Origin of the sequence: Ornithinibacter sp. (assembly GCF_035443565.1) — a bacterium.
Lineage (GTDB): Bacteria > Actinomycetota > Actinomycetes > Actinomycetales > Dermatophilaceae > Fodinibacter.
This window is the reverse complement of the sequence record NZ_DAORSO010000102.1, coordinates 6,781-8,708: the sequence shown is the minus strand read 5'-3', so window position 1 is coordinate 8,708 and position 1,928 is coordinate 6,781. Positions and strand designations below refer to the sequence as shown.

Below are 1,928 nucleotides of genomic sequence, written 5' to 3'. Positions count from 1 at the left end.
GATCACCTTCATCGACACCCCGGGTCACGAGGCGTTCACCGCCATGCGTGCCCGTGGTGCCAAGGTCACCGACATCGCGATCCTCGTGGTCGCGGCGGACGACGGCGTCATGCCGCAGACCATCGAGGCGCTCAACCACGCCCAGGCGGCCGACGTGCCGATCGTCGTCGCGGTCAACAAGATCGACGTCGAGGGTGCCAACCCGAGCAAGATCCGCCAGCAGCTGACCGAGTACAACCTCGTGGCAGAGGAGTACGGCGGCGAGACGATGTTCGTCGACGTCTCGGCCAAGCAGGGTCAGAACATCGACCAGCTGCTCGAGGCAGTCCTGCTCACCGCCGACGCGGCCCTTGACCTTCGGGCCAACCCCGACCGCGACGCACGCGGCATCGCCATCGAGGCCAACCTGGACAAGGGGCGTGGCGCCACGGCGACCGTGCTCATCCAGTCCGGCACGCTGCACGTCGGTGACGCGATCGTCGCCGGCTCATCGCACGGCCGTGTGCGGGCCATGCTCGACGAGCACGGCAACGCGCTCACCGAGGCGACCCCGTCGCGTCCGGTGCAGGTGCTCGGTCTGTCCTCGGTCCCGCGGGCCGGCGACACCTTCGTCGTCGCCCCCGACGACCGCACGGCACGTCAGATCGCCGAGAAGCGTGAAGCAGCCGACCGTCAGGCCAGCCTGGCCAAGGCCCGCAAGCGCATCTCGCTCGAGGACCTCAACGAGGCCCTCGCGGCGGGCAAGGTCGACACCCTCAACCTCATCCTCAAGGGTGACGTGTCGGGTTCCGTCGAAGCGCTCGAGGACGCCCTGCTCCAGATCGACGTCGGCGAGGAGGTCGACCTGCGGATCATCGACCGCGGCGTCGGTGCCATCACGCTGAACAACATCAACCTCGCGATGGCCTCCAACGCCATCATCATCGGCTTCAACGTTCGGGCCGAGGGCCAGAACGCCGAGGTCGCCGAGCGCGAGGGCGTCGAGATCCGCTACTACTCGGTCATCTACCAGGCGATCGACGAGATCGAGCAGGCCCTCAAGGGCATGCTCAAGCCGGAGTTCGAGGAGGTCGAGCTCGGCACCGCGCAGATCCGCGAGATCTTCCGCAGCAGCAAGTTCGGCAACATCGCCGGCTCGATCGTTCGCAGCGGCGAGATCAAGCGCGGCACCCGGGCGCGGATCACCCGCAACGGGGTCGTCGTCGCGGAGAACATCGAGATCGCCGGTCTGCGACGGTTCAAGGACGACGTCACCGAGGTCCGCGACGGGTTCGAGTGCGGTATCAACCTCGGGTCGTTCAACGACCTGCAGCTCGATGACCTCATCAGCACCTACGAAATGCGGGAGAAGCCCCGCGCCTGACGCGAGGCAGCACCACCCGCGACCGGGCGGCATCCGAACGATCGGATGCCGCCCGGCGCCGTCACCGGCACCCGTCACTAGGGTGGGTGCCGCCCCATCCGAGGACCTCAAGGAGGAGCCGTGGCCGACACCGCACGCGCCCAGAAGATCGCCGACCGCATCAAGACGCTGACGGCAGCCAACCTCGACGCGATCGTCAAGGACCCCGACCTCGGGTTCGTGACGATCACGGACGTCAAGGTCACCGGTGACCTCCAGCACGCCTCGCTCTTCTACACCGTGTTCGGCGATGCCGCCCAGCGCGCGCAGACCGCCCGCCTCCTCGAGCAGAACCGCGGCAAGCTGCGCTCGTTCGTCGGCAAGCAGCTCGGCATCCGACTCACGCCGTCGCTGGAGTTCATCGCCGACGCGATCCCGGAGACCGCGGCGCACCTCGAGGACCTCCTGCGCGAGGCCAAGGAGCGCGACGCCGCCGTGGCTGCGGCCGCTGCCGGTGCCGTGCACGCCGGGGACGCCGACCCGTACAAGAAGGACCGCGAGGTCGACGAGGACGACGACGTCGACG

Annotated in this window: 2 protein-coding genes; both read left to right on the top strand. The window is 68.4% G+C overall.

What is annotated here, in order from left to right:
• On the top strand, nucleotides 1-1,363 hold a 1,363-nt coding region (gene infB / locus PLL68_RS10590; RefSeq protein ID WP_324533877.1), incomplete at its 5' end, for a translation initiation factor IF-2.
• 120 nt (nucleotides 1,364-1,483) lie between these two features.
• The coding region (gene rbfA, locus PLL68_RS10585; protein ID WP_324533875.1) for a 30S ribosome-binding factor RbfA at nucleotides 1,484-1,928 on the top strand (445 nt) is incomplete at its 3' end.